Genomic DNA, 23,596 nt, shown 5'->3' with positions numbered 1-23,596 from the left:
CTATTTCGCTTTATTGGCTTGATCAACCAAGATAGCAATAGCGCCGTCGCCGGTTACATTACACGCCGTACCAAAACTGTCTTGTGCCATGTATAGCGCAATCATTAATGCAATGGCTGTTTCGCCAAAACCGAGCATGGAACCGAGCAAACCTACCGCGGACATGACTGCGCCGCCAGGCACACCTGGTGCTGCAAGCATGACGACACCCAGCATCAGAATAAATGGCAGGATAGTTAAAAACGACGGTATAGCGAGCGAGCTGTGCAGGTACATGACTGCGAGCGTGCAACTAACAATGGTAATGGTAGAGCCGGCTAAGTGCGTGGTTGCGCAAAGCGGCACGGCGAAGTTGGCAACGTCTTCATCCACCTTATTATTTTTCACACTGCGTAATGTTACCGGAATGGTTGCGGCGCTCGACATGGTTCCTAGCGCAGTAAAGTAAGCCGGTAACATGTTTTTGATGAGCGTTATGGGGCTAATGCCCGCTTTCACACCTGCCACGGTGAACATTGAAATGATGTATACCCAGTGCAGAGCAACCGCAAGCACAAGAATAATGCCGAAGGTTTTCAAGGTGCCAAACACCGTACCGGCGGCTGCCATTTCGGCGAAAACCCCAGCGATATAAAATGGTAGTAATGGAATGATAACCTTGCTGAGCAACAACTCAATAATATCGCGACCTTGATCAGACAGTTGTTTGAGTTGTTCAGCGCGAGTTGCTGCAATACCTAAACCAAAAATAAACGCTAATACCAGCGCTGTCATAACACCAAAAACGGGTGGCATATCTAACGTAATGAAAGGTTCTAGTAACGCACCTTCTGCACTTTGTGGATTTTTGGCGGCAGTGTTTAGCATAGGGACAATAAAGCTTGCCACAAAATAAGCGACCGTTCCGGCGACGATGGTTGATAAATAAGCAATACCGAGGGTTCTGCCGAGGAGCTTACCAGAGTTTTGAGGGAGTCCAGCAATACCGCTGGTGATAAAAAACAATATTAATAACGGAATAGTAAAAAATAATAATTGCCCAAATAGCTCTTTGAAAGTCAGCAATAGTTGCGTGACCCAATGTGGCGTATACAAGCCAATAAGAGTACCGAGCACGATACCTAAAATTAGTTTTATGATTAAACCCATGGATGTTCTCTCTTGTTGTTTTAAGTGGGCTATTTCCCGATACAGAAACTGCTAAATATCTTGCCGAGTAGATCGTCAGAGGTGAATTCACCTGTTATTTCATTCAGGTGTTGCTGTGTCAGCCTGAGCTCTTCCGCTAACAGTTCGCCAGCGAGGTTTTGTTCCAGCTGTTCTTGACCGGTTAGCAAATGTTGCTGGGCGCGTTCAAGCGCGTCGAGGTGGCGGCGGCGCGCCATAAAGCTCCCTTCGCTGGTCGCTGTATAGCCAACGCAGTGTTTTAGATGCTCACGGAGTAGCTCAACGCCACGCCCAGTTTTTGCACTTAAGTGCAGCACTGGAATGCCGTGAATGTCTTCAATGGCTACGGGCTCTTCATTGAGGTCAACTTTGTTCCGAATGACGGTAAACGGCAGGTCGTCAGCGAGCTGCTCAAAGAACTCTGGCCAGATATCGGCAGGGTGCACAGCGTTAGTTTCTGTGGCGTCGACCATAAATAACACGCGGTCAGCGCCCCTAATCTCATCCCAAGCGCGTTGTATACCAATACGCTCTACTTCATCAGGGCTGTCACGTAGTCCGGCTGTATCGATGATATGCAGGGGCATACCGTCAATCTGTATGTGCTCGCGCAGTACATCGCGTGTGGTACCCGCTATCGACGTTACAATTGCTGACTCGCGGCCTGCTAGCGCATTGAGCAACGAGGATTTGCCGGCGTTGGGGCGTCCAGCAATGACTACTTTCATGCCTTCGCGAAGTAACGAGCCCTGTTTGGCTTGCACCATAACCTGTTGTAGCCGGTCGAGAATCGCTTCAAGATCGCCGGATACTTTACCGTCACTTAAAAAGTCTATTTCCTCGTCAGGGAAGTCAATTGCGGCTTCTACATACATGCGCAAATGAATCACTTGGTCGACAAGTTGGTCAATCTCGTGCGAGAAGCCGCCCTGCAGGCTCTGTAAGGCCGCTTTTGCAGCTTGCTCTGAGGTTGTATCAATAAGGTCAGCAATTGCCTCTGCTTGGGTTAAATCAAGCTTATCGTTTAAAAAGGCACGTTCGCTAAATTCACCCGGACGGGCGGGTCGTATTTCAGGAAAATCGAGAATGGCTTTAATGATCATATCGATAAGTACAGGGCCGCCATGACCTTGCAGTTCGAGTACGTCTTCGCCAGTAAATGAATTCGGACCTTTAAAGAATAGCGCAATGCCTTCGTCGAGAAGGTTGCCATCAAGATCTACAAACGGGAGGTACTCTGCTTTTCGTGCTGCTGGACAGTGGCCTAGCATACGCTCGGCGACAGTGGTTGCCGCCGGCCCGCTAACTCGGACTATGCCAACGCCACCACGCCCTGGGGGCGTGGCTTGCGCGACAATAGTGTCATTCGTTAGCTCAAAGTCCATGGTCTACTTCTTTTTGCGGCGCTCCATCATGCCCTTTTTCTCAAGGCCACGATAGATCCACTGCATTTGACCAATGGTAATCAAGTTACTGCTTAACCAATACAATACCAAGCCTGCAGGGAACCACAGGAAGAATACGGTAAAGATTACCGGCATGTACTGCAGCAGTTTTTGCTGCATTGGGTCAGTTGCCGGCGTTGGCTGCAACCGCTGCATCATGAACATAGACGCACCCATTAACACAGGCAGTATGTAGTATGGGTCTTTTGCTGATAAGTCGTTGATCCACAAGAATAGCGGTGCATGGCGCAGTTCAACACTTTCCAGCAATACCCAATACAGCGCAAGGAAAATAGGAAGTTGCAGAAGCATAGGTAAACAGCCGCCAAGCGGGTTTACTTTTTCTTCTTTGTACATCTTCATCATTGCCTGTGACATCTTCTGACGGTCATCACCATAGCGTTCACGCAGAGCAGTCATCTTAGGCTGAATCATACGCATCTTCGCCATAGACACATACTGTGCCTTGGTTAATGGGTACAAGAGCGCCTTAATGATGATGGTAATTGCAATGATGGAAAGACCCCAGTTGATTAGTACGCTTTGTACTAACTGAAGCAGTTTGAATATCGGCTGCGCCAACCACCACAAGAAACCGTAATCAACGGTCAGCTCAAGGTCTTCAGCGACAACGGCCATCGCATCTTGGTCTTTCGGACCAACAAATAGGGTGGAGCGAATCTGTGCTTCAGCACCGGGTGCGACGGTCGCAGTCGGATACATCATGCCCATAATCGCTTGGTCACCGCCAAGTATACGAGAAAATAATTGCTTACTGCCTTCACCGCGCGGAATCCATGCGGATACGAAATAGTGTTCCAGCATTGCGACCCAACCGCCTTCGGTTGCGCGGTTTAAGCGTTGATCACGCATGTCGTCAAAAGCATATTTTTCGTAGCGGTCTTCGTCCCATGAATAAGCGCCACCTTTATAGGTTGGCATCATCATGTTGCCTGAACCTTCGGTCATCACTTGCTTCAATTGCGCATAAAACTGCATTTGTTTGTGCGAAGCCGTTGCATTTCGGATGGTGTAGACCACGTCGATTGCGTATGAACCCTTTTTGAAGACAAAAGTTTTAGTTACTTGGCTGCCGTCTTCAAGCGTGTAGTGCAAAGGCACTTCAAGGGTATCACCGCCATTCATCTCGTAGTTCGTTTGTTCTACGTGGAACATTGGGCGACCGTTCGCTGAATCGGTACCGTCCGCGCCAACTAAACCAGATTGCGCGATGTAAAGCTGGTTTGGATTTGCGTGCAACAACTCAAAGCGTTCTTCTGAATTCTGGGTGCGTGCAAACTGGAGTAACTGTGCGTTGACGACATCACCACCGTTGGTATCGATAAGAACATCGAGTACGTCGGTTTTAACACGAACACGTTGGCTGCCGGAAGTAGCTGGCGTACTCGAAACATCACCGCTTGAGGCTTGTGGAACCGCGCTTTCGGTTGCGGTTGGCTCCATACGCGCTTCAGGTATACCTGAGTCGGTGGTTGTTTGTGACTGTTGTGCAGGGGCGGCTTTTTGCGTGCCCGGCGCGGTATCGATGAGCCAATTTTGGTAGAGGAAAAAGGTTACTACCAAGAAAGCAATAAACAAGATAGAACGTGGCGAATTCATAAGTCCTTCGTTTCTGTTTTATTTTGGTTCGTTGTGTCCGGTTCACAGGGCTCAGAGCCTGGAACTGGGTCGAAGCCGCCTGGATGTCCCGGGTGGCATTTCAGAATACGCTTACTGGCAAGCCAGAAGCCTCGCATCATACCATGCTTTTTGATTGCTTCGATGGCGTATTGCGAGCATGTTGGCGTAAATCGACAACGCGGCCCAATCAACGGACTAATAGTCAGTTGGTAGAGTCGGATGATGCCGATAGGTATTGCGCGCAACGCTTGCTTAAGGTTCGCCATAAGTAATCCAAACGTTGTTGTAGTTCTTCTTGAGAAAGATTAACAACCCCGTTCTTTCCAATCACGATAATATCGAATGCGGGTATTTTATGCTGTTTTAATCGAAAACTCTCGCGGATCTTACGTTTTATTCGATTTCGATCAACTGCGCGTTTGGCTCGCTTTTTTGATAGCGTTACGCCAATTCGAGGAATACCGAGATTATTTGGGGTAGCAAGCATGGTGAGTTCGGCCGTAACCGCTTTCACCGGGGGATTATCGAAGACTTTTTGAAAGTGCGCGGGAGTTAAAAGACGTAACTCCCGCCCGTAACAGTAGCTCTGCTTCAATATTATGCAGACAGAACTTTACGGCCTTTGGCACGACGGCGCGCTAAAACTAAACGACCGTTTTTCGTTGCCATACGAGCACGGAAACCGTGAGTGCGCTTGCGCTTCAATACGCTTGGTTGAAATGTTCTTTTCATGACGTTACTTCCGTAGTCGAGTTACCTAAAAATTTAGAGCGCGAATTCTAACGGTTAAAAGGATCAAAGTCAACGCAAAAAGCTATCCACAAAGTGTAGATGAGAATGATTCCAATTGTGGATAAGCATACTTAATTAGTGTAGTTAATTTACCGCAAAAGCTAGCGATCAGCAGGTGCTTTTAGTACAATCAAAACAGTCTAGCAGATACTAAAAATAAAGGATCGCTACAGATCTACAATTAGTATTCTTAACCAATAACTATAACTGATAAATTCGGGAGACAGGTGTGAATAAATCGCTTTGGCAATTGTGCGCAGATAGACTGCAAAGCGAATTAACCGCGCAGAATTTTAATACCTGGATCCGCCCGCTGCAATCCGAGTTAGACGACAACCTGCTGACACTCTATGCACCAAATTCCTACGTGGTCGACTGGATCAAAGACAAGTATCTGAATGTCATAAATGACTACTTGAATGAAATTGCTAATGACCGCGGCGAGAAGAGTCCGCGCGTTTCGTTTCGTGTTGGCGGTATCGAGAAGGCTCCAGAAAGAAATGGTGGGCAGGTATCATCAGGTTCATCAGGCTCCAACCATCAGGCACGGCCAGCCGCACCAGCGCAACGAAATCAGCCACGGGCAACACCGTGGAATCAGAATGACGCGCCTGCACCCGCATTTGAGTGTAATATTGATGAAGAGTATACGTTTGATAATTTTGTCGAAGGTAAATCGAATCAGCTTGCGCTAGCAGCAGCACACCAGGTTGCTGAAAACCCAGGCGGTGTTTATAACCCGTTATTTGTTTATGGCGGAACAGGCCTAGGTAAAACGCATTTATTGCATGCAGTCGGTAATGCGATTCGCACTCATAAAAAAGACGCTAAGGTTTTTTATATGCGTGCAGAGCGTTTCGTACAAGACATGGTTAACGCGCTCAAGAACGGTACTATAGACGAAATGAAACGCTACTATCGTTCAGTCGATGCACTCCTAATAGATGACATTCATTTCTTCTCTAACAAGAAAGGCACACAGGAAGAGTTTTTCCATACCTTCAATGCCTTGCTTGAAGGAAACCAGCAAATTATTCTCACGAGCGATCTTTACCCGAAAGAAATTGAAGGATTAGAAGACCGTTTACGTTCTCGCTTTGGTTGGGGCTTAACTATAGCGATTGAACCACCTGAATTGGAAACGCGCGTAGCAATATTAATTCGCAAAGCGCAGGAACGCGGTATTACGCTTCCCCATGAAGTTGCGTTTTTTATTGCTAAACGATTGCGCTCAAATGTGCGAGAGTTAGAGGGTGCGTTGAACCGCCTTGTTGCGAACGTCAATCTGACCGGCCGTCAGATAACAATTGATTTTGTGCGTGAGGCCCTACGCGACTTGATTGCGGCGCAGGAAAAGTTGGTCACAATTGACAATATTCAGAAAACCGTTGCAGAGTACTACAACATTAAGATGTCAGATATGCTTTCAAAGCGTCGTAGTCGCTCGGTTGCACGTCCTCGTCAAATGGCGATGGCACTAGCAAAAGAGCTTACAAATCATAGCCTTCCGGAGATTGGTGATGCTTTTGGCGGGCGTGATCACACAACAGTTTTACATGCGTGTCGCACTATAGCTAAATTAAAAGATGCGCAGAATGATTTGAAAGAAGATTACAGAAACTTAATCCGTACGCTTTCTGCATAGTCACGAAATAGTAAGCGGGCAAGGACCAAACAACAGGGGAATGTGGGCATGAAATTTTCCATCAGTCGAGATGCTTTTTTAAAGCCACTTCAAGTTGTCAGTGGGGCCGTTGAACGCCGCCACACGATTCCAATTTTATCTAACGTGCTTATCCAGGCTTCTACGGATGAGGTGCGTCTTACTGGCACCGATCTCGAGGTTGAGCTTGTTTCTGCCTGCGCAATTGAAGGCGGTGACGCGGGCGAAGTTACTGTTCCAGCCAAAAAGCTAGTAGACATCGTGCGTAGCTTACCTGAAGGCGCGACGGTTGAATTCAGTGCCTCGGCTGATAAGGCGATGATTCGCTCAGGGCGCAGTAAATTCACTTTGGCCACTTTGCCTGCTCAAGACTTTCCAAATATCGATGACTGGGACAGTGATATTCAGCTGATAACCAGCCAAGCGGTGTTGAAAGACCTCATGGAGCGCACGCATTTCTCGATGGCTAATCAGGATGTGCGTTATTACCTGAATGGCATGTTGTTTGAAACGGATGCCGGTATTTTGCGAACGGTTGCAACCGACGGACATCGCTTGGCAATGAGTAGCTGTGATATTGGGCAGCCGAATCTTGCTTCACGCCAAGTCATTGTGCCGAGAAAGGGCGTTATGGAATTACTTCGCTTGTTAGATGATGCCGATAACGAAGTAAAAGTATTAATCGGCAACAACCACATTCGCATTGAAACAAATGGCATTGGCTTTACGAGTAAGCTAGTAGATGGTCGGTTCCCTGACTATCGTCGCGTACTGCCGAGTGGTGGCGATAAAATTGTCGTGGCAGAAAGAGATGTGCTTAAGCAAGCCTGTTCTCGAGCGTCCATTTTGTCGAACGAAAAGTATCGTGGCGTTCGGTTAAATCTCAGCTCGGGCGAAATGTGTTTGACTGCGAATAACCCAGAGCAAGAAACCGCTGAAGAAGTTTTAGAAGTTGAATATCAAGGTGAGTCGCTAGAAATTGGTTTTAATGTAAGCTACCTCATTGATGTGCTCAACACGATTCAGGGCAGCAAGGTGAAGATAACTCTAGCTGGACCTGATGCGAGTGGACTTATTGAAGATAATGACGATGACTCGTCATTGTATGTTGTGATGCCGATGCGCCTTTAATTGGGCGTATCCGCAACGCGTATGTTTTTAGAATCGCTGTCTTTATCACAGTTTCGCAATTTCCCGTCGGCAGTAATCACGCCAGGTAAAACCGTTAATATTATATCGGGTGCGAATGGCAGCGGTAAAACGAGTTTGATTGAAGCTATCTATTGTCTTGGTTTTGGGCGGTCTTTTCGACCGGGAACCTACCGACAATTGATTCGGAATGATGAAAGCCAGTTTACGGTTTTTGCACGTGTTACAGAACAAGACGGTCGCAAACACCAGGTGGGCTACCAACGAAATACTACAGGTGAGGTTCAACTTCGTATTGACCACGCTAAAGAGAAACGATTTTCTGCATTAGCGCGATTAGTTCCTGTGCAGTTAATGACACCTGAGAGTATTGAGTTGGTATTAGGTGGCCCGAAAGTTCGGCGGCAGTTTATAGATTGGGGAGTGTTCCACGTGGAACATTCGTTCTATAGCGACTGGGTTGGGTTTTCAAAATTACTAAAGCAACGTAATAGCTTGCTCAAAATGAAACGGTTTCATCAGGAACATCAGTATTGGGATGAAAAATTTAGTGAATTCGGCGAGCGTATCCACCAGCACCGGACTAAATACATTGAAGCTTTTCTTCCTGTATTGAAGCAGCGACTTGTATCATTTCTACCGGATTACGAATTTGATTTTTATCTTCGTTCAGGGTGGGATAAAGAAATTAGGCTATGCGATGCGTTGGTCAAGCATCGGGAACAGGATCTACGATATGGTCATTCGACAGTCGGTCCGCATAAAGCGGAGTTAAAGATTCTAGCAAACGGGGAAGAGGTGAAGAATCTACTTTCCCGAGGCCAGCTGAAGTTATTGGTTGCAGCCTTGAAATTAGTTCAGGGCGAGTATCTTCAGCAGCAAACTGGCGTACAATGTATCTACTTGGTAGATGACATAACAGCCGAATTAGATTCGGTGAGTCAGGAGAAATTTTGTGGTGCACTTGTTGCATCCAATTCACAGGTTTTTGTATCGGCGATTAACGGTGATGATGTACATGCACAGTTAAAAACCAAAGATACGAAGATGTTCCACGTGGAACATGGAACCGTCAAGGAACAATAGAGAAGCTGATTATGGCAGAAAATAATTACGATTCGTCCAGTATTAAAGTCCTAAAAGGGCTTGATGCAGTGCGCAAACGCCCAGGTATGTACATCGGTGACACCGATGACGGAACTGGTCTCCACCACATGGTTTTTGAGGTTGTCGATAACTCAATCGATGAAGCCTTAGCTGGGCATTGTACTGATATCTTGGTGACGATTCATACCGACGGCTCAGTATCGGTTCGAGATGATGGTCGCGGTATTCCAGTTGATATTCATGAAGAAGAGGGTGTTTCTGCTGCGCAGGTCATCATGACCGTATTGCACGCCGGTGGTAAATTCGATGATAACTCTTATAAGGTGTCAGGTGGTTTACACGGTGTTGGTGTTTCTGTTGTTAACGCTCTGTCGGATAAGCTTTTGCTTACCATTCAGCGTGGCGGACACATATATCAGCAAACGTACAACCTTGGCGACCCTGTAGCGCCGATGGCGCAAATTGGTGATACAGAGAAGACAGGTACAGAAATCCGTTTTTGGCCAAGCCCTAAGATTTTTGCGGACACAGAATACCATTATGACATTCTCGCAAAACGACTTCGTGAGTTGTCATTCTTAAACTCTGGCGTTTCAATCATCCTCAAAGATGAGCGAAATGAACGTCAAGACCATTTCAAATATGAAGGCGGTATCTCAGCCTTCGTTGCATATTTGAATAAAAATAAAACCCCAATACACCAAAATGTTTTCCATTTTAGTAACGAGCGTGACGACGGTATTTGTGTTGAAGTATCTATGCAGTGGAATGATTCGTTCCAAGAAGGCATCTATTGCTTCACAAACAATATTCCGCAACGTGATGGCGGAGCTCACTTGGCCGGCTTCCGCGCTGCGCTGACACGTACGTTGAATGCGTACATGGAGAAAGAAGGCCTCAATAAGAAATACAAAACCAATGCGACCGGGGATGATGCCCGTGAAGGCTTAACCGCTGTTGTATCGGTTAAAGTTCCTGACCCGAAGTTCTCTTCGCAAACAAAAGATAAACTCGTTTCGTCAGAAGTGAAGACCGCGGTCGAGCAAGCGATGAACGAACGTTTATCTGAATACTTGTTAGAGCAACCAAACGACGCAAAAATCATCGTTGGTAAAATCATTGATGCTGCGCGCGCACGAGAAGCGGCTCGCAAAGCTCGTGATATGACACGCCGTAAAGGAGCGTTAGACCTTGCTGGTTTGCCAGGTAAGTTGGCAGATTGCCAAGAGAAAGACCCGGCCTTGTCTGAACTCTACATTGTGGAGGGTGACTCAGCGGGCGGCTCTGCGAAGCAGGGGCGTAACCGTAAGTTCCAAGCCATTCTGCCGCTTAAAGGTAAGATTTTGAACGTGGAAAAAGCGCGTTTCGACAAGATGCTTTCATCACAAGAAGTTGCAACACTGATCACCGCGCTTGGTTGTGGTATTGGCCGTGATGAATACAACCCTGATAAAACACGTTATCACCGAATCATTATCATGACGGATGCCGACGTCGACGGCTCGCACATTCGTACGTTGCTGTTGACCTTCTTCTACCGTCAAATGCCAGAGCTTATTGAACGTGGCTACATGTACATTGCACAGCCGCCACTTTATAAAGTGAAAAAAGGTAAGCAAGAAACATACATCAAGGACGACCCAGGTTTGATTCAATATCTAACCAGTCTCGCACTTGATAATGCATCGTTGCATGTGACCAAAGATGCACCTGGCATCAGTGGTGCACATTTGGAAACTTTGGTTAACGACTATCAGTTGGCCCAAAATTCCATTAAACAACGCCTGTCACGCCGTATGCCGCTAGATTTCTTACAGCGCTTGGTATATGCACCGCGACTAACTGATGAAACCCTTAAAAATCAATCAGCTATGGAAGAGTGGACGGGTACTTTGCAAAACGATTTGACGTCGCGCGAAGTAAACTCAGCGACCTACACGTTACATGTTCAGCACGATGAAGAACGTAATTTGTATCTACCTGTTGTAACTGTGCGCCGCCACGGAATAGATACTCCGTATCCGCTAAGCTATGAATTCTTAATGTCGCGTGACTATGATCAACTTGTATCAATTGGCGAAAAAATCAATGGCTTAATTGAAGTGGGTGGATTTGTTCGACGGGGCGACAAAGAGAAGCCAGTTAGTGATTTCGTAGAAGCTGTTGAGTGGCTTATTAACGAGTCAAAACGTGGTATTTATATTCAACGTTACAAAGGTTTGGGTGAAATGAATCCAGACCAATTGTGGGAAACAACCATGGACCCGGCAACTCGCCGTATGTTGCAAGTTACCATCGAAGACGGTATTGCGGCGGACCAGTTGTTCACAACCTTAATGGGCGACGATGTTGAACCACGCCGTGCGTTTATTGAAACCAACGCGTTACGTGTTGCGAACTTAGACGTATAGTCTCGTTGACAAAAAAGCCAAGTAATAAAAAAGGGAGCCAATTGGCTCCCTTTCTTATTTTTGGAAACAAAGAAACAAGGCCAGTTATCAAGTAACCTGAATCTTATGTTCCTTAGTTTAATTTAAAACCGAGATATCCGCAATTTGTAAGAATAACTGACGTAATGTATTTAACATTGCCAAGCGGTTATTCCTTACCTCAGCATCCTCTGCATTAACCATCACGCTTTCGAAAAAGCTATCCACGGGTTGCTGCAAGCTTGCCAACGCTTTCAAGGCTTGAGTGTAATCATTACCTGCAAGTGCAGTTGTTGATAGCTCTTGCGCGTGTTTAATGGCGCTTACCAATTCCTGCTCAGCGGGTTCGCTTAACAGTTCAGCGTTAACTTGAGTAGGAAGCTCGCCATCAACCTTGGCAAGTATGTTGCTAACTCGCTTATTAGCAGCCGCAAGAGCCTCTGCGGCCGGCAATGATCGAAATGCGGTTACGGCGTGAACACGTTGGTCAAAGTCGGTTGGCGTGGTTGGACGGCGCGCTAACACCGCTTGAATCACATCGACGGCAATCCCTTGTTCTTGATACCATGCGCGGAATCGACCTAGTAAGAAATCAACAACGTCGTCTTTGACACTCTCCGCACTAAGCAAATCGCCAAAGCTTGCAACCGATTCCCCCACGATTTCATTGAGGTCAAGAGGGTACTTTCCTTCAACCATAATGCGCAGTAAGCCAATGGCCGAGCGACGCAGTGCGAATGGGTCTCGGTCGCCCTTAGGTACTTGGCCAATGCCGAATATACCAACCAGCGTATCGAGCTTATCCGCTATAGCGACCGCAGCACCAGCTTTTGATTCAGGAAGCGAATCACCGGAAAAACGAGGCAGGTAGTGTTCAAATATTGCTTGAGGCACGCCTTCAGGCTCATTGTCATTGCGTGCATAGTGCATACCCATAACGCCTTGAGTTTCAGGAAACTCAAGCACCATTTGTGAGGCTAAATCAGCCTTACACAAATAACCGGCGCGCTCTGCAATATTCGAGTCGGCGCCCAGTTGAGCAGCAATTACTGACGCAACCTGCGCAATCCGGTCAGACTTGTCTTTGATGGACCCTAGCTGTTTCTGGAACAGAATATTTGATAGCCCCGGTACTCGGTCTGCCAAACGTATCTTTTTGTCAGATTCGAAAAAGAATTGAGCATCGGCAAGGCGAGGGCGCACAACCTTCTCATTACCCGATATAATCTGCTGTGGGTCTTTTGATTCAATATTAGTAATAAATATAAATGCGGGCAGCAAATTGCCTTGCCCGTCTTCTAACGGGAAATACCGCTGGTCGTCTTTCATGGTTACAATAAGCGGCTCTTTCGGTACTGCTAGAAATTGCTCATCAAAATGTGCTGATAATGCGATTGGCCATTCCACTAGTGCCGTCACTTCATCAACCAGGTCATTGTCTTCAATAACTTGGCCACCCAGTTTCGATGCAAGCTGTGAAATACCGTGAACAATCAGTTCGCGACGCTTAGCAAAGTCCGCGATCACCCACACCTTTTCCAACTCAGCTTCATAGTCGTCCGCATGGGATAAGGTTGCACCCTGAGGCGCATGAAACCGATGCCCTAATAGGTGGTTGTTTGATGCTACATCAAGAACGACTCCAGGAATCAGTGTATTGCCATACATCATGGTGACAGTTTTTACAGGGCGAATAAACTGAGCGGTCCCATTACCCCAGCGCATCGGCTTTGGAATAGGTAATTTTTTAAGCGCTAACTGAACCAGGTCAGGGAGTACTTCCCCAAGCGCTTGGCCTTTAACCTCAGCTTTATAAAGCAGCCATTCACCTTTATCGGTAACTAAACGCTCGGCTTCGTCGACGGTAATACCGTTACCCCGCGCCCAACCTTCGGCCGCTTTGGTGGCTTTGCCGTTGTCGTCAAAAGCGACGTTAACCGCTGGGCCGCGCTTCTCAACTATCTTATCGGCTTGCTGAGAGGCCAGCGCCGAAACTTGAACGGCGAGGCGACGCGGCGTTGCATAAGACTTCACTTCTTCAAAGGAAAAGTCGTTTTCGCGCAATAGCGTACTAAGGGCTTCTGTGAATGCATGACTTAACGCGCCTAGTGCTTTGGGTGGCAGTTCTTCAGTGCCAATTTCTACCAACAATGTCTGATGTTGCACGGTTAAGCTCCTTACTGTACTTCTTGATTGGACTGCGCAAGCGGAAAACCTAGCGCTTCGCGGGCAGCGTAATAAGCTTCTGCACAACCCTTTGCCATGGTGCGAACGCGAAGAATATAGCGTTGACGTTCGGTCACGGAAATTGCATGACGAGCGTCCAGTAAGTTAAATGCATGCGAAGCACGCATAACTTGTTCATAAGCTGGTAGAGGTAAGTTTACCGATAGTAAGTGCTCACATTCCTTTTCACAGGAGTCAAAACGCCCAAACAATACATCCACATCAGCATGCTCGAAATTATAGGTAGACTGTTCAACTTCGTTTTGATGAAACACATCACCATACAGAATTTTTCCACGTGGACCATCAGTCCAAACCAGATCATAAATGCTATCAACGCCCTGAATGTACATGGCTAAGCGCTCAAGGCCGTACGTGATTTCGCCAGCAACTGGCTTGCATTCGATGCCGCCAACTTGCTGAAAGTAGGTGAACTGTGTCACTTCCATGCCATTTAACCAGACTTCCCAGCCCAATCCCCATGCACCGAGGGTTGGCGATTCCCAGTTATCCTCTACAAAGCGAATGTCATGCACCAACGGATCGAAGCCAAGCATTTCCAGCGAGCCAAGATAGAGCTCCTGAATATTGTCAGGCGATGGCTTTAATAGCACCTGGAACTGATAATAATGTTGCAGCCGGTTCGGGTTTTCACCATAACGACCGTCGGTTGGGCGTCGGCATGGCTGAACGTACGCAAAGCTTGCCGGCTCAGGACCGATAGAGCGCAAGAATGTCATAGGATGGAAGGTGCCAGCACCAACCTCCATGTCCAACGGTTGGACAACCGCGCACCCTTGTTGCGCCCAGTAATCCTGTAGGGCAAGAATGAGCCCTTGAAACGTTTTTACGTCGTAGCTAGCCATGCGTCATCTCATGCTGATTTCTAAACCAAATTGGCGTAAATTATACCCTGTGTTGAAGCGAGGTTACAGGATACCGTGCGAAATGAGTGAAACAATTAACCGCTGTAGTTGGTGCGGCTCAAGCCCAGACTATATTCATTACCATGATACCGTGTGGGGGCGGCCGGTTGCTGACAGCCAAGAGCTGTTCGCAAAGTTGTGTTTGGATGGCCAACAGGCGGGCTTAAGTTGGATTACGATATTACGCAAGCAAGCCAATTACGAAAAGGCCTTTTGTGGATTCGATCCGGAGCAAATTGTTCAACTCCCTGAAACCTACAGAACCGAGCTCATGCATAACGCGGGAATTATTCGCAATCGATTAAAAATCGAGTCAATATTCAAAAATGCGCGAGCCTACCTGAACCTGCGAGAGCAAGGTATCGAATTTAACGAATTCTTGTGGGGATTTAGCGACGGACAGCCGCGAATATTCGCTCGGCAGGGTGGTGATATCCCCACATCAGATAAAGTTTCTGATAATATGGCGAAAGCCTTAAAAAAAGCAGGTTTTAACTTTGTTGGCACAACCATTTGTTATGCCTTTATGCAGGCGGTGGGCATGGTGAACGACCATGTCGTCAATTGCCACTGCCATGAACCAACAAGCGAAGCTATGCGTCGTTTTTCACTTTAAAATGAGTTTGTCATGTTAGAAATTGTGCTTGCCGATTATACCAACCCGAAACACCGCCAAGCGGTAGTAGATATGCTGGACGATTACGCACAAGACCCTATGGGCGGTGGCGAAGCTCTACCAGAAAGCACTCGCGCTAATCTTATTGACGAGATGGCTAAGCGTGACCATGTGTTTTCTATTTTGGCTTTTGTTGACGACCAACCCGTTGGTCTTGCTAATTGCGTTGAAGGTTTTTCGACGTTCGCAGCAAAACCGGTGATGAACATTCACGATATTGCTGTGATCAAAGATTTTCGTGGTCAAGGCATTGCCAAGCGTCTACTTCAGGAAGTAGAAACTTTGGCGCAATTCCGTGGCTGCTGCAAATTGACACTGGAAGTTATCCAAGGCAACGAGCCGGCGAAAGTCGCCTATGAAAAGTTTGGTTTTAAACCTTACCAACTTGATGCGGAAATGGGTAACGCAGAGTTTTGGCAGAAATACCTGTAACCGACCTTAGGCGTTATTGGTTACTCGTTATTCGTGGAACGGGAAACAGAGCATGACAGGTGAAGCGACTTCTCAGCTCGATACATTGGGGCTACGGTGTCCAGAACCGGTGATGCTGCTGCGCTTAACAATGCGCAAGCTAAACCCTGGTGACACGCTTGAGGTTATTGCTGATGATCCAGCAACAACACGAGACATTCCAAGCTTCTGCCGTTTTATGGATCATGAATTATTGCTGGCAGAAACAGAAAGTAAGCCTTATCGCTACCTAATCCGCAAAGGCCTTTAAAACCAAAAGCGTTACTCGTTATTCGTACGTTCACTTCGTTCACTGTTCGTCCGTAAGCTTCGCTTACTATTCGAAATACGAACAGTGCGAAGCACGGACCAACAGCTCGCTCTAGCGAGCGCACGAACAACGTTTTTTACTTAAACGCGTTCGAAGACAGTGGCGATGCCTTGGCCTAAACCAATACACATGGTCGCAACACCTAAGGTCGCGTCTTTATTTTCCATCAAGTTAATTAACGTGGTGGAGATACGTGCGCCCGAGCAGCCAAGTGGGTGACCGAGGGCAATTGCGCCGCCGTTCAAGTTCACTTTGTCATCCATAACATCCAGCAAGCCTAAGCCTTTGAGTACCGGCAGGGATTGTGCAGCAAACGCTTCATTAAGTTCCCAAAGATCAATGTCTTTCACTTCGAGACCTGCACGCTTGAGTGCTTTCTGCGTTGCTGGAACAGGGCCGTAACCCATAATTGACGGATCGCAACCTGCTGCCGCCATAGCACGAATTCGTACACGTGGTGTTAAGCCAAGTTGTTTCGCTTTTTCTGCCGACATGACTAAACATGCTGCAGCGCCGTCAGACAAAGCTGACGATGTACCCGCAGTCACGGTGCCATTTACCGGATCGAACACTGGGCGAAGTGCGGCTAAGCCTTCTACTGTGGTTTCAGGACGAATCACTTCGTCGTTTTTCACCAAATGCAAAATACCGTTAGCGTCATGACCCTCAAGCGCCAAAATCTCCTTCGCAAAACGGCCTTCAACGGTTGCTGCATGTGCGCGTTGGTGTGAACGTGCACCGAATGCGTCTTGTGCTGCACGATCAATACCAAATTTGCGCGCAAGTAGCTCGGCAGTCATACCCATGCTTCCAGCTGCACGTGCAACTGACATGTTCATCCCTGGATGAAAATCGATGCCATGCGTCATGGGCACGTGGCCCATGTGCTCAACACCACCAGCAATCATGATGTCGCCATCACCATGCATAATGGCGCGGGCAGCATCATGAATCGCTTGCATTGACGACCCACACAGGCGGTTAACCGTAACTGCAGCAACATGATGCGGAATGCCAGCAATTAACGATGCGTTGCGGGCAATGTTGAAGCCTTGCTCTAAGGTCTGTTGAACACAGCCCCAGTAAATATCTTCCAGTTCATTCACATCAACCTGTGGATTACGCTCAAGCAGCCCTCTCATCAAGTGAGCTGAAAGGTCTTCGGCGCGAACATTGCGGAACACGCCATTTTTTGAACGCCCCATTGGGGTGCGAATACAATCGACAATCACTACGTCTTTCATAAATTCCTCCGTTAGCGCTGCGCTATTGATTAACCTGCCAGGTACGATTTGCCTGACTCGGCCATTTCACGCAGGCCATCGGTTACTTGATACATTTCACCTAAGTGCGCGTACTTGTCCGCTAAGGCTACAAAATTTGCTAAGCCAACGGTTTCAAGGTAACGGAATGGACCGCCGCGGAATGGTGGAAAACCAAGACCGTATAGCAGTGCCATATCGCATTCTGCTGCACTTGCGACAATACCTTCTTCGAGGCAGCGAACGCACTCATTGACCATCGGCACCATGCAGCGAGCAATAATCTCGTCAGCTTCGAGTTGCTTGTCGGTAACACCCAGCATTTCATAAACTTCAGGTGCTTTTTCTTTCGCTGGGCGGCCTTTTTTATCCACGCCATAATTGTAGAAGCCCTTGCCATTTTTCTGGCCATAGCGTTCTGCAGCAGCGAGTTTAGCAATGGCGCTGCTAGTATCACGCGGCATTCGGCTTGGGAAACCATCAGCCATAACAACCGTACAATGATCTGCTGTGTCGATACCGACCACATCGGATAAATAGGCAGGGCCCATCGGCCAACCGAACTGGCGCTCCATAACTTTATCGATACCAGCGAAGTCTACGCCTTCATCAACCATGCCAGCAAAACCAGCTAGGTACGGGAACAATACGCGGTTGACCAAGAAACCTGGGCAGTCATTGACCACAATTGCCGTTTTGCCCATGCGTGTGGCATAAGCAACAACAGCTGCAACAGTTTCTTCAGAAGTTTTTTCACCACGGATAACTTCAACCAGCGGCATTTTGTGCACTGGATTGAAAAAGTGCATACCGCAGAAACGTGATGGGTCTTTCAGATTTTTCGCTAAGCGGTCAATGGAAATGGTAGAGGTGTTTGATACCAAAATGGTATCGGTGTCTACAATGCTTTCCATCTGTGCAAGTACTTTGCCTTTTACATCTGGGTTTTCAACCACAGCTTCAACCACAATGTCGACGCCTTTTACGCCTTCATCAAGCAGGGTTGGAGTGATAGACGACAGCACCTTGGCCATTTTCTTATGATCCATACGGCCGCGGTCAACCAACTTACCCATAATTTTGCTGGCTTCATTCATGCCAAGATCTAATGCATCTTGACGAATGTCTTTCATGACAACAGGTACACCTTTGTACGCAGACTGGTAGGCAATGCCACCGCCCATGATGCCAGCACCGAGTACTGCTGCGCGTTTGATTTCTTTAGTTGCCAGTTTAGCCGCTTTTTTGGCTTTGCCTTTGACCATTTGGTCAGCCATGAAGATACCCACTTGGGCACGGCAGGCGTCAGTTTGCGTCAAACCCACAAAAGCAGCATTCTCAGCTTTTAAGGCTTCTTCGCGATGGTGTTTTGCGCCATCTTCAACCGCTTTTATTGCTGCATGTGGCGCAGGATAATGTTTGCCGGCTTGTGCTGCAGCCATCGCTTTCGCAGTTACGAAGGTCATGGTTGATTCTGTTTCGTTCGCTTGCAACGGCTCAAGTTTTGGTTGGCGTTTAGCTTTCCAGTTTAAGTCGCCCGCAATGGCTGATTTAACCATCGCTAAAGCTGCGTCACGCAATTTTTCAGGCGCTACTACCGAGTCAACCAAACCAATTTTGAGTGCATCATCTGGCTTGTTATTTTTGCCGGTGGTAATCAGTTCAAGTGCGTTATCCGGACCAATAATACGCGGTAAGCGCATGGTGCCACCGAAACCTGGAATTAAACCAAGTTTAACTTCCGGCAGGCCGATAACCGCTGTGGTATCAACAACACGGTAATCACACGCTAAAGCTGCTTCGCAGCCGCCACCTAAAGCAAAGCCTGTAACCGCTGCTACGGTAGGCACTGGCAGGTCTTCGAGTTGATCAAAGACACGTGACGCTTTAGCAACCCAAACCTTGGTTTGCTCAACATCAGCAAATAAAGTCAGGAATTCGGTGATGTCAGCGCCTACAATGAAGGTAGGTTTAGAACTTGTGACAATAACACCACGTAAATCTTTGGTGTTGGCCAGTTGTTTGAGCGCTTGGCTGAATTCTTCCAAGGTTTTCTGGTCAAACTTGTTTACGGAGCCAGCGGCTGCGAACTGAAGTTCGGCAATGCCGTCTTCAACAAATTCGACCCGAATGCTATCACCCTGATAAATCATATTCGGTCTCCTTAAGCGTTTACTGATAATCAGATTGCTTTCGGTTAAAGTGGTTCTTATAGTCGCCCTAGAGTTTGGCCTTATTAGGGCAATTTTTCAATGGTTTTTTAAACGTGCGTTTGAATTATGTCGAAGTTAAATGATGGTTTGCGGTATCTAACGCTCGGAATTGTTGCGGTAATTGGTATGACAGGTGTAATTCAAGCCCGTTCAGCCGAAAATGCCGATATAGATGTGCGCGTGCAACAACGGGAACTCTTCCTCGAAGCTGAAATTGCGTTAAAGCGGCGTCAGCTTGACGACTATCAGCGTCTTCGCGAAGCACTAGAAAACTATCCGCTAGCCGCTTATCTAGATGCCTTTTACTTGCGTCAATTTGCGCAACCCGAACAAGACGCTGAAGTGCTAAGTTTCTTGCAGGCCCACCCGCAGTCGCCACTGGAGTGGCAGACGCGAGCTATGTGGCTTGATAAATTGATGGCGGGGCATCATTACGAACAGTTCTTACGCGACTACGATGCGCCGGGGTCAACTCGCCATCAGTGTTTTGCAATCTACGCACAGTTGGCAACGGGAAAGGGTGAGACTAAGCCTATACTGCGCTTGGTTAATGATATTTGGCTTACGGGTGAGTCACTTCCCGATGCCTGTGACCCCGTGCTTGAAGCGTGGCAAAACGCTGGATTGCGCACCGATGACATGGTTTGGGAGCGGATTGCGTTGGCTGCAGAAGGGGGCCAGCATACGCTCATTCCTTACTTGCAAAAAATGCTGCCGCAGCCAATGCATTACTTGGCAGAGCACTACCGGCGCGTGCGGCGTGACCCAAGTCAAATTGCTGATACGAAGTGGCTTTCTGGCGATTATCCTGCGCACGAAACGCAAATTGTTGCGTATGGCCTTGGGCGCTTGATTTGGCGTGACCCAGACGTAGCGCTTCGAGTGATAGACGCCTTGCCGACCCATATCAATTTTTCTGCTGAGCAATATCTGCAGTTACGCCAAACATTTGCCGTTGCACTCAGTTTAAAAGGGCATGAACAAGCAGGCCGCTGGTTGGCGCGGCTTGATCCGACCGAACACACAGATGTAACCTTGCATTGGCAGTTGGCTGAATGGTTGCGGCAGGGGGCTTGGGTGCAAGTCATGGGGCTTGTTCCGCGGCTGCCAGATGCCCAGCGGGAATCAGGCCAGTGGCAGTATTGGTTCGCCCGCGCTTTGCAAGCTCTCGGTCATGAGCAAGTGGCCAAGCAGGTTTGGCAGCGCGTTGCGCAAGAGCGCAGCTATTATGGATTTCTCGCAGCGGCTCAGTTAGATCAACCGTTAACGCTGACTAAAGAGCCCATGGTAATAGATCCGGAACACCTAAACCGAGTGAGTCAGTTGCCTGGAGTTCAGCGAGCTTTCGAACTACGCGCATTAGATCGCGATCTTGATGCGCGACGCGAATGGAATGCATTACTTGAGCATGTTCCGCTCGCCGACCAGCGCGCATTAGCGATGATTGCCAGCGACTGGGGTTGGCATGATCAAGCCATTTATACGCTCGGTAAGTTGGGTGAATATGACGCGATTGCTCAGCGCTTTCCAGAAGCCTACATGGACGATCACCAGCGCTTTTCGGATGCAGCAGAAATAGATGTAAACTGGGCGTTGGCCGTGTCTCGGCGTGAAAGTGCTTTTCGTGATGATGCGCGCTCTCATGCCGGAGCTTATGGGCTTATGCAACTGCTGCCCGCTACCGCGAATTTGGTTGAGCGGCGTGACGTAAGCACCCACGAGCTGTTTAACGCCTCGTACAATATTCGCTTAGGTACGCGCTACCTAGCTGATTTACAGCGGCGTTTAGGGAACAACTGGTTGTTAGCCACAGCAGCTTACAATGCAGGTATTTATCGCGTTTATGATTGGCTGCCAGCCCAACCGCTTGAAGCTGACCGATGGGTGGAACTTATACCCTACGCAGAAACGCGGAATTACGTAAAAAATGTGCTGGCTTACCAACAGATTTATCGCACCTTGCGTAATGAGAACCAGCAAGCTGATGTATTTGGCGAGCTGGTGCCCATGCAGATTAGTATTGCTGGGCCCAAACAATAGGAAAGTCATGAGCGGATACTTGGTGCCAGTTGGCGTTGCAGAAACAGAAATCGTGGTTAAAAACAGCCGTTTTATTGCCTCGGTACGGCAGGTTTGTTCCGCACAAGAGCATCAACAACATATTCAAGCGTGTCAGCAGCAGTGGCCTGCGGCAAGCCATTATTGTTCGGCTGCACTATGGGGCGCACCGAATGATAGCCAGAAATACGCGATGAGTGATGACGGCGAACCATCGGGAACAGCTGGGAAGCCAATGTTTAATGTGCTACAAAGCAGTGGTATTGGTGAGGTTTCGGCGGTGGTGATACGATATTTTGGTGGCACCAAGTTGGGCACTGGCGGCTTACAGCGTGCTTACAGCCAAGCTACCGCTGAAGTGCTTAAGGTTCTGCCAACACAAGAAAAAATACTACGCAAAGCGGCACAGATAAACTACGATTACGCAGATGAAAATGTGATTTCACATGTGTTGCAGCGTTATCATGCCCAAATTGAACAGCAGGAATTTGCAGAACGCATTGCTGCACAACTCGCCGTTGTGGCGGAAACAGCCTTAGAACTCAAAACCGAAATAAAAAACGCTACGCATGGGCGCGTAGCACTAACAATTATAAATGAGGACTCCTAGTGCGCTTTCGCGGCATTCTTCGCATTCTTGGACTATTAATATGTTTGTTTAGTGCCACCCTAATACCGCCAGGTATTGTGGCACTTATCTATGAAGACGGTGGCGGTGTTGCGTTCCTGTTGTCGTTCATAGTGAGTATTACTGTAGGCTTTTTGGTTTGGTATCCAAACCGCAATGAGCGTTCAGATCTAAAAGTTCGCGACGGCTTTTTGCTCACGGTGCTCTTCTGGACGGTACTGGGCTCGGTGGGTATTTTACCCTTTTGGTTTACCGCTGAAGTGCCACTGTCGATTACCGATGCCGCGTTTGAATCATTTTCGGGTTTAACCACCACGGGCGCCACAATATTAACTGGCATTGAGCATTTACCGCATAGTATTTTGTTTTATCGTCAGCAACTGCAATGGCTCGGCGGTATGGGTATCATCGTGTTAGCTGTAGCTATACTGCCGATGTTAGGCATCGGTGGCATGCAGCTTTATCGCGCGGAAATTCCGGGGCCGCTAAAAGACGCAAAAATGACCCCCCGCATTGCCGATACGGCGAAACACCTTTGGTATATTTATGTCGCGTTAACTCTGGTGTGTACCTTTGCCTATAAGCTTGCTGGCATGGGGTGGTTTGATGCCATTAGTCATGCATTTTCGACCATCGCGGTAGGCGGTTTCAGTACCTACGATGCCAGTATGGGCTACTTTGATAGCGCCACCATTAATATGATTTGTGTGGTTTTCTTGCTGCTGTCATCAATTAACTTCGCAGTGCATTACGCGTCAATCACTGGACGTTCTTTGTGGAGCTATTTCCGAGATCCAGAGGTTCGCGGGTTTATACTTATTCAAACTGTTTTGGTTGTTATCGTGTTTATGACGGTATTGGTGCACAAAGTGTTCGATACAACCGAAATAGCGTTCAATCAGGCCTTATTCCAATCGGTTTCTATTAGTACCACCGCAGGTTTTGCCACCACGGACTTTGCGTCTTGGCCACTATTTCTGCCTATCTTACTCATTTTCGCCAGCTTTATTGGCGGGTGTGCCAGCTCAACGGCTGGGGGGCTCAAAGTTGTACGCGTGCTATTGCTTTTCCGTCAGGGCGTACGCGAACTGAACCGACTTGTGCATCCGCAAGGTATGTATTCCGTGAAGCTCGGCAAGCGCATTGTACCGCCGCGAGTCGTCGAAGCGGTATGGGGTTTTTTTGCGGCTTATGCCTTAGTTTTCGTGGTGATTATGCTGGGCTTGTTGGCGACGGGGTTGGATGACATCACGGCATTTTCCGCAACGGCTGCGTGCCTGAACAACCTTGGCCCAGGTCTTGGTGAAGTGGCCGCAAATTACGCTGAGATTTCCGACACAGCTAAGTGGCTGTTGGTGGTTGCGATGTTATTTGGACGCTTGGAAGTATTCACTATATTGGTACTGCTAACGCCCACATTTTGGCGCAGTTAA

20 protein-coding genes are annotated in these 23,596 nt (G+C 47.9%); 10 read left to right on the top strand and 10 right to left on the bottom strand.

The window, feature by feature from the left end:
• Genes EGC76_RS08070 through rpmH form a run of 6 tightly spaced genes read right to left on the bottom strand, consistent with a single transcriptional unit; the run spans position 1 to position 4,985 of the window.
• Complete coding sequence (locus tag EGC76_RS08070) at positions 1-1,149, bottom strand: dicarboxylate/amino acid:cation symporter (protein WP_128352477.1); 1,149 nt, start codon at positions 1,147-1,149, stop codon at positions 1-3.
• 29 nt (positions 1,150-1,178) lie between these two features.
• A complete protein-coding gene (mnmE, locus tag EGC76_RS08065; protein ID WP_128352476.1) occupies positions 1,179-2,552 on the bottom strand; it encodes a tRNA uridine-5-carboxymethylaminomethyl(34) synthesis GTPase MnmE in 1,374 nt (457 codons plus the stop codon).
• Positions 2,553-2,555: 3 nt separating this feature from the next.
• Positions 2,556-4,232 (bottom strand): membrane protein insertase YidC, encoded by a 1,677-nt coding sequence (gene yidC / locus EGC76_RS08060; protein ID WP_128352475.1) that lies wholly within the window; start codon positions 4,230-4,232, stop codon positions 2,556-2,558.
• Positions 4,229-4,519: a membrane protein insertion efficiency factor YidD gene (gene yidD / locus EGC76_RS08055; RefSeq protein ID WP_128352474.1), complete on the bottom strand. Its 291-nt coding sequence runs from the start codon at positions 4,517-4,519 to the stop codon at positions 4,229-4,231. The genes yidC and yidD overlap by 4 nt, the downstream gene beginning before the upstream one ends.
• Positions 4,456-4,848, bottom strand: coding sequence for a ribonuclease P protein component (rnpA, locus tag EGC76_RS08050; protein ID WP_128352473.1), 393 nt, complete (start codon positions 4,846-4,848; stop codon positions 4,456-4,458). The genes yidD and rnpA overlap by 64 nt, the downstream gene beginning before the upstream one ends.
• Before the next feature lie 2 nt (positions 4,849-4,850).
• Entirely contained in the window at positions 4,851-4,985 is a 135-nt protein-coding gene (rpmH, locus tag EGC76_RS08045) for a 50S ribosomal protein L34 (RefSeq protein ID WP_128352472.1), read from the bottom strand.
• A gap of 289 nt (positions 4,986-5,274) precedes the next feature.
• Between rpmH and dnaA the strand changes: the two genes are divergently transcribed.
• The 4 genes from dnaA to gyrB are packed head-to-tail and all read left to right on the top strand — an operon-like array spanning position 5,275 to position 11,375.
• Positions 5,275-6,690, top strand: coding sequence for a chromosomal replication initiator protein DnaA (gene dnaA / locus EGC76_RS08040; protein WP_128352471.1), 1,416 nt, complete (start codon positions 5,275-5,277; stop codon positions 6,688-6,690).
• Between the two features lie 48 nt (positions 6,691-6,738).
• Positions 6,739-7,839 carry a DNA polymerase III subunit beta gene (gene dnaN, locus EGC76_RS08035; RefSeq protein ID WP_128352470.1) on the top strand — a complete coding sequence of 367 codons (1,101 nt, stop codon included), beginning with the start codon at positions 6,739-6,741 and terminating at the stop codon, positions 7,837-7,839.
• A gap of 21 nt (positions 7,840-7,860) precedes the next feature.
• On the top strand, positions 7,861-8,943 hold the full coding sequence (recF, locus tag EGC76_RS08030; RefSeq protein WP_128352469.1) for a DNA replication/repair protein RecF: 1,083 nt from the start codon (positions 7,861-7,863) through the stop codon (positions 8,941-8,943).
• 11 nt (positions 8,944-8,954) lie between these two features.
• On the top strand, positions 8,955-11,375 hold the full coding sequence (gyrB, locus tag EGC76_RS08025) for a DNA topoisomerase (ATP-hydrolyzing) subunit B (protein WP_128352468.1): 2,421 nt from the start codon (positions 8,955-8,957) through the stop codon (positions 11,373-11,375).
• A gap of 117 nt (positions 11,376-11,492) precedes the next feature.
• Here the strand turns inward: gyrB and glyS are convergent, their stop codons facing one another.
• Both glyS and glyQ read right to left on the bottom strand, forming a co-directional pair.
• Positions 11,493-13,559 carry a glycine--tRNA ligase subunit beta gene (glyS, locus tag EGC76_RS08020; RefSeq protein WP_128352467.1) on the bottom strand — a complete coding sequence of 689 codons (2,067 nt, stop codon included), beginning with the start codon at positions 13,557-13,559 and terminating at the stop codon, positions 11,493-11,495.
• A gap of 11 nt (positions 13,560-13,570) precedes the next feature.
• Entirely contained in the window at positions 13,571-14,485 is a 915-nt protein-coding gene (glyQ, locus tag EGC76_RS08015) for a glycine--tRNA ligase subunit alpha (RefSeq protein WP_128352466.1), read from the bottom strand.
• An 82-nt stretch (positions 14,486-14,567) separates the two neighbouring features.
• Between glyQ and EGC76_RS08010 the strand changes: the two genes are divergently transcribed.
• The 3 genes from EGC76_RS08010 to tusA are packed head-to-tail and all read left to right on the top strand — an operon-like array spanning position 14,568 to position 15,942.
• Entirely contained in the window at positions 14,568-15,161 is a 594-nt protein-coding gene (locus EGC76_RS08010; RefSeq protein ID WP_128352465.1) for a DNA-3-methyladenine glycosylase I, read from the top strand.
• 12 nt (positions 15,162-15,173) lie between these two features.
• On the top strand, positions 15,174-15,653 hold the full coding sequence (locus tag EGC76_RS08005; RefSeq protein ID WP_128352464.1) for a GNAT family N-acetyltransferase: 480 nt from the start codon (positions 15,174-15,176) through the stop codon (positions 15,651-15,653).
• A gap of 52 nt (positions 15,654-15,705) precedes the next feature.
• Positions 15,706-15,942, top strand: coding sequence for a sulfurtransferase TusA (gene tusA, locus EGC76_RS08000; protein ID WP_128352463.1), 237 nt, complete (start codon positions 15,706-15,708; stop codon positions 15,940-15,942).
• A gap of 140 nt (positions 15,943-16,082) precedes the next feature.
• Here tusA and fadA read toward each other — a convergent pair whose 3' ends face one another.
• Positions 16,083-17,246 (bottom strand): acetyl-CoA C-acyltransferase FadA, encoded by a 1,164-nt coding sequence (fadA, locus tag EGC76_RS07995; RefSeq protein WP_128352462.1) that lies wholly within the window; start codon positions 17,244-17,246, stop codon positions 16,083-16,085.
• 29 nt (positions 17,247-17,275) lie between these two features.
• Positions 17,276-19,417, bottom strand: a complete 2,142-nt coding sequence (fadB, locus tag EGC76_RS07990; protein ID WP_128352461.1) for a fatty acid oxidation complex subunit alpha FadB — start codon at positions 19,415-19,417, stop codon at positions 17,276-17,278.
• A 126-nt stretch (positions 19,418-19,543) separates the two neighbouring features.
• On the opposite strand from fadB, the gene EGC76_RS07985 reads away from it, so the two are divergent.
• From EGC76_RS07985 to EGC76_RS07975, 3 genes are read left to right on the top strand one after another with little or no spacing between them, the layout of a single operon-like run.
• A complete protein-coding gene (locus EGC76_RS07985; protein WP_128352460.1) occupies positions 19,544-21,517 on the top strand; it encodes a transglycosylase SLT domain-containing protein in 1,974 nt (657 codons plus the stop codon).
• Between the two features lie 7 nt (positions 21,518-21,524).
• The gene (locus EGC76_RS07980) at positions 21,525-22,145 is read left to right on the top strand and encodes a YigZ family protein (protein WP_164876820.1); all 621 of its coding nucleotides are present in this window, start codon (positions 21,525-21,527) and stop codon (positions 22,143-22,145) included.
• The gene (locus EGC76_RS07975; protein ID WP_128352458.1) at positions 22,145-23,596 is read left to right on the top strand and encodes a TrkH family potassium uptake protein; all 1,452 of its coding nucleotides are present in this window, start codon (positions 22,145-22,147) and stop codon (positions 23,594-23,596) included. The genes EGC76_RS07980 and EGC76_RS07975 overlap by 1 nt, the downstream gene beginning before the upstream one ends.

The organism is Pseudidiomarina gelatinasegens, assembly GCF_004025325.1.
GTDB lineage: Bacteria > Pseudomonadota > Gammaproteobacteria > Enterobacterales > Alteromonadaceae > Pseudidiomarina > Pseudidiomarina gelatinasegens.
This window is presented reverse-complemented; position numbering and strand designations above follow the sequence as displayed.

Bases quoted from the DNA above. Each gene is read 5' to 3' on its own strand.
- EGC76_RS08070 (WP_128352477.1), bottom strand. From the start codon at position 1,149: ATGGGTTTAATCATAAAACTAATTTTAGGTATCGTGCTCGGTACTCTT.
- mnmE (WP_128352476.1), bottom strand. From the start codon at position 2,552: ATGGACTTTGAGCTAACGAATGACACTATTGTCGCGCAAGCCACGCCC.
- yidC (WP_128352475.1), bottom strand. From the start codon at position 4,232: ATGAATTCGCCACGTTCTATCTTGTTTATTGCTTTCTTGGTAGTAACC.
- yidD (WP_128352474.1), bottom strand. From the start codon at position 4,519: ATGGCGAACCTTAAGCAAGCGTTGCGCGCAATACCTATCGGCATCATC.
- rpmH (WP_128352472.1), bottom strand. From the start codon at position 4,985: ATGAAAAGAACATTTCAACCAAGCGTATTGAAGCGCAAGCGCACTCAC.
- dnaN (WP_128352470.1), top strand. From the start codon at position 6,739: ATGAAATTTTCCATCAGTCGAGATGCTTTTTTAAAGCCACTTCAAGTT.
- recF (WP_128352469.1), top strand. From the start codon at position 7,861: ATGTTTTTAGAATCGCTGTCTTTATCACAGTTTCGCAATTTCCCGTCG.
- gyrB (WP_128352468.1), top strand. From the start codon at position 8,955: ATGGCAGAAAATAATTACGATTCGTCCAGTATTAAAGTCCTAAAAGGG.
- glyQ (WP_128352466.1), bottom strand. From the start codon at position 14,485: ATGGCTAGCTACGACGTAAAAACGTTTCAAGGGCTCATTCTTGCCCTA.
- EGC76_RS08010 (WP_128352465.1), top strand. From the start codon at position 14,568: ATGAGTGAAACAATTAACCGCTGTAGTTGGTGCGGCTCAAGCCCAGAC.
- EGC76_RS08005 (WP_128352464.1), top strand. From the start codon at position 15,174: ATGTTAGAAATTGTGCTTGCCGATTATACCAACCCGAAACACCGCCAA.
- tusA (WP_128352463.1), top strand. From the start codon at position 15,706: ATGACAGGTGAAGCGACTTCTCAGCTCGATACATTGGGGCTACGGTGT.
- fadA (WP_128352462.1), bottom strand. From the start codon at position 17,246: ATGAAAGACGTAGTGATTGTCGATTGTATTCGCACCCCAATGGGGCGT.
- fadB (WP_128352461.1), bottom strand. From the start codon at position 19,417: ATGATTTATCAGGGTGATAGCATTCGGGTCGAATTTGTTGAAGACGGC.
- EGC76_RS07985 (WP_128352460.1), top strand. From the start codon at position 19,544: ATGTCGAAGTTAAATGATGGTTTGCGGTATCTAACGCTCGGAATTGTT.
- EGC76_RS07980 (WP_164876820.1), top strand. From the start codon at position 21,525: ATGAGCGGATACTTGGTGCCAGTTGGCGTTGCAGAAACAGAAATCGTG.